This window comes from Buttiauxella sp. S19-1 (assembly GCF_022134725.1).
Taxonomy (GTDB): domain Bacteria; phylum Pseudomonadota; class Gammaproteobacteria; order Enterobacterales; family Enterobacteriaceae; genus Buttiauxella; species Buttiauxella ferragutiae.
On the sequence record NZ_JAHWLU010000201.1, the window covers coordinates 1 to 4405 of the forward strand.

The window sequence follows — 4405 nt, forward strand, 5'->3', positions numbered from 1 at the left end:
GTACACATGAGGGTAGAAGCAGGTATGATAAAACTATCTCTTCTTTATCCAGAAAGGAGAGATAAACGTTATAAATCAAGTTAATACAACAGATCAAATAATTCAGGCTTGAAATCACCATGAAGCAGGTGTTTTTTTACACTCAAACATGGTAATTATTCACCGAAAAAAAAATATCAATTCCGATAATATCTATTCCAACGATAAATTACATTACTTCAGAGAGATTTACTTCCATGACCAGCTTTAAAATAAATTTAATAACCCTTGCCATTGTCGGTACATTATCTGTCAGCGTTGCTCAAGCGACCGATTATTCTGGTTCTACCATCATCAATGGTATTACCGTTAACGGTCAGGAAACAGTGAATGTAACGGATGGTTCTTCTGTTACCAATACCAATAATAATCCTGCCATCGTTTTTACGGGCGAGGATTCAGACTTAACGATTGACAACTCAACCGTATCTTCTAATGTTCCTACTAATGCTATTTCCACTGACGAAAATGATAGCACCATTAATATTCAGAATGGGGCAATTATAAATGGTACTATCCAACTGGAGGGGAAAAATAATAATATTACCGTAAAAAATGGATCTTATATCTCAAACAGTACTCTATATGCTATTGTACTACGTGGGGATGGGCAAATTACAGTCGATTCTAGCACTATAGATTCATCCGGTTATGGCATTTATGCTCAATCTTACAATAATGATGAAATTGTTAATATATCGGTTCAGAATAATTCCTCAATAACCTCTAAGTCTATGTTTGACGGAATCTCAGCAAATAGTCTCGCCAATAGTAGTGTAGTGATTGATGACTCTACCGTTTCATCCATAGACGCTAGCGCTTTAAGGATGACCTCTTCTGATGCTAATACTGTCAAGATCCAGAATAATGCGACGATGCAGAGTGATTCGGGAGCGGCTGTGTTCATTGATGGTACTAACAATGCAGTACAAATTACAAACGGCTCAGATGTCACTGGTGCTTTCGGGGTCTTTCTGGGGGGAGGGACTAATAACTCGCTGGTAGTTGACGCAGCATCGATTAAAGGAACTCAGGATTATGGAATTGCTCTCATGAATGATAGCAACGCCAGTGTGTATGTTCAGAATGGTGCTACAGTAAGTGGTGATACTGGGATTTTGCTGGAAGAAAATTCTGCTAGCATCCTGAATATCCTCGGTAACGGAACCGTTGTTTCCGGCATTACTGGGATTGATTCTGATGGCTCTACTCAGATCAATGTGGATGCAGGCGCAGCCGTCACAGGTATTGGTAATGCTATTGATTTGTCCGGTGACAGTAACACTGTGAATATCACCAATGGTGCTACCGTCACTGGTGATACGGCGATCATGCTCGAGGGAGGGAGCACATCTGCAGCTTTGAATGTCTCCGACAGTATCCTCAATGGCACCACAAATGCGTTAGATATCGCCAGCACCGATGCTGCCACAGTCGGTTTCACCGGCTCGCAGGTTTATGGAGCAATCAATACCTCTTCCGCTACCGCCCAGACCATTAATATGAATGGGTCTGCATGGACCGGTAATGCCACCACCGCGGACGGTGCCGGCGGTATGACGCTGGCTCTGTCAAACGGAACCGACTGGTTCGGGGATGTCACTAACAGCGCCACCGGCGGGGATGTGAATGTTGACCTGTCCTCTTCCTCCTGGAAAGGGGCAGCAGCGGGCAATGGCTCCACCGCCGTCAATATCAATCTGGCAGATGCCTCTGCGTGGACCAACACCTCGGACTCCACTGTGTCTGATATTAACATGAGCGGTAGCAGCACGCTGATTATGGATGGCGGTAACATTACCACCACCACGCTGGAAGGCGGCGCGGCATCCGACACTGTCTCCGCACTGGCAGCAACCACCGCTGAACCAGTCAATATTTATTCAACCTACAACGCCGCCACTGGTCAGGCGTATATTCTCAATGCCGGTACAGCAACCGGGACATTCAATGCCGGGGTGACGTCAGGCACTTCCGGTGCGGCCGGTGACATGACCGGCAATACCATTGTGCATGTGACCGATGCCTCCGGTGCCACTTTCAACGAAATGGAAAGTGATGTCGGGGTGTACCGCTACACATCTGAAACTGTCGCCAATGCTGACGGCAGCACCTCCGTTGTGCTGACTAATCCGGATGATGATAACGGTGGCGGTGATAACGGTGGCGGTGATAACGGTGGCGGTGATAACGGTGGCGGTGATAACGGTGGCGGTGACGACCCGACACCACCTCCTGCCCCAACACCGGATAATCACACGTTGTCTACCGCCGCACAGTCCGTGGTGAATACCCGTGCGGCTGCAGTTAATCTGTGGCGTGATGAAGAAGAGGCGCTGAATCTGCGCATGGATAACGAACGCCGCACGGGCAGTAGCAGTCATCCGGGAAATCGCGGCGCGTGGGGAAGTTACTACGGTGGATACCACCGCCAGCAAATGAATGAAGCCAGCACCAGCTATGACCAGACCAACAATGGATTTATGGTCGGCGCTGACAACCGCTTTGATGTGCGCAATGGCAACGTGCTGATTGGGTTTGCAGCCATGCGGGGCAACGGTGACGTCAATATGCATGACATGGGCAGTGCCGGCACGGATATCGACAGCTACGGCTTGTCCCTGTATACCTCTTACCGACTGAATAACGGCCTGTTCTTTGATGCCACCATTAAAGGTGAGCACCTGAAGAATGATATGGATGTGGTCTCTACTGACGGCGGGCGTTCACAAGGACACTACAGCAACAGTGGCTACGGTGGTTCCCTTAAAGCGGGTTATCACTGGCAGGCAACACCGGCGTTCTGGGCCGAGCCATACGCCAGAGTATCTTACATTCGCTACAATGGCGTGGACTACACGCTGGATAACGGGATGCGCGCGAAGGATGATAATTATTCTTCCGTGCTGGTGGAAGGCGGAGCCAATATCGGTACCAGCCTGACAATCCATAATGCGGAAGTGAAACCTTATCTGCATCTGGCTGTGGCTGATGAAACAGAAAATGGAAACAGCATGGACATTAACGGTGTTAATGTGAATGACAGCACTGACGGGGCAAAAGGCATTGTGGGTCTGGGGGCTGACGTGAAATTCACGAAAAACCTTGGCGCCTATGCCGGTGCCAATTATGCCAAAGGGAACGACAATGAAGACCCATGGCAACTCAATGCCGGTGTGACCTGGACCTGGTAATACGCTGTATCGTTAAATAAAACAACGGTCGCCATCCGGCGACCGTTGTTTCGTTGTTTCGTAGGATGACCAATTTGCCTCACACTGCTATGCTTATCCTGAGGCATTATTTTACGGTATGGATATATGGATAATACACCCAAAGAAAATATCAGCCAAATTATGGCTGTTTTATCAGTCAACACAAAAATACACTCCCATCCAAGGAGCACTATCATTTTTCTTGCTGAAAAATGTGTACTATTGCATAAGGGGGTTGTTGCATTGTGCCGTCAGCGGGACAATCTTGTCTACGGATATTACTCCGCACCTATGATTTTCGGGCTAAATCTGAGTAATCTTAACCCTGACCTTTATATCCGGCCCTGCGGTAACATCCAATGTGAGATAATAGAACATTCAGAAGTCATAAAACTGGCTGATGAGCATAAAATCTGGAAATCGATCGCACTATTTAGTATGAAAATGACGTCTCAGGCTCTCCATTATCACAATCGTCTGACCGCAACAAGCACGCGTGAACTTATCATCGCCTGCCTAATGGCACTGGAAACTGAAGACGATATTGTGCGTTCAAGGATAGTGGCAGTGGATTACATTCAAAGCAGGACAAACTTGTCTCGGAGTGCAGTGATGAAATTGCTCGCTGAGTTGAAAAGTTACGGAGGTGTAACCATCAGCAAAGGACTATTAGTATCTCTGGACAAGGCAGTGCTTGACACAATATGACGAATAATAATTTTCGTAACTGATAAGTTCCACTTTATAATGGTAGAACTTATCATTTTAGTAGACATAATAATGTAACAAAACAACTTTAATCTGAAATTATAAAACGTTATGTATATTTTGAGTCTGCAGTATAACTTTCATGAGCTCATGTTTATTCTTTAGTCCCATTTTTCTTAATGAATTGAGTTTTTGCGAGCTCACCGTTTTTTGGCTCACCCCCGTCACACTGGAAATAGAAACAGCCGTTCCATATTTCCAGAAATTTCTTAAAAGATTTCTCTCACTTGATGATAGGGAAATGTGACTAAATTTCCCTCTTGTAGATTTGTTATTTGAAATACCTATAATTGCATTTATTCTTGTTGATGTTGGCAATATATACATGGGAACTTTATCATGGAAAATATTACTCTGAAAAACATCACTTAGTAGGATTATTT

Annotated in this window: 3 protein-coding genes; 2 read left to right on the forward strand and 1 reads right to left on the reverse strand. The window is 45.6% G+C overall.

Annotated elements, in window-relative coordinates; translation table 11 throughout:
• The first annotated feature begins 1091 nt into the window (after window positions 1-1091).
• Together MES37_RS23655 and MES37_RS23660 are read left to right on the forward strand one after the other, a co-directional pair.
• Window positions 1092-3233, forward strand: a complete 2142-nt coding sequence (locus MES37_RS23655; RefSeq protein ID WP_237932752.1) for an autotransporter outer membrane beta-barrel domain-containing protein — start codon at window positions 1092-1094, stop codon at window positions 3231-3233.
• 126 nt (window positions 3234-3359) lie between these two features.
• On the forward strand, window positions 3360-3962 hold the full coding sequence (locus MES37_RS23660; RefSeq protein ID WP_237932753.1) for a helix-turn-helix domain-containing protein: 603 nt from the start codon (window positions 3360-3362) through the stop codon (window positions 3960-3962).
• Window positions 3963-4061: 99 nt separating this feature from the next.
• Here the strand turns inward: MES37_RS23660 and MES37_RS23665 are convergent.
• A partial coding sequence (locus MES37_RS23665) for a helix-turn-helix transcriptional regulator (protein ID WP_237932754.1) occupies window positions 4062-4405 on the reverse strand: 344 nt, incomplete at its 5' end.

Coding starts and splice junctions, on each gene's coding strand:
- MES37_RS23655 (WP_237932752.1), top strand. CDS start 1,092: ATGAATGATAGCAACGCCAGTGTGTATGTTCAGAATGGTGCTACAGTA.
- MES37_RS23660 (WP_237932753.1), top strand. CDS start 3,360: ATGGATAATACACCCAAAGAAAATATCAGCCAAATTATGGCTGTTTTA.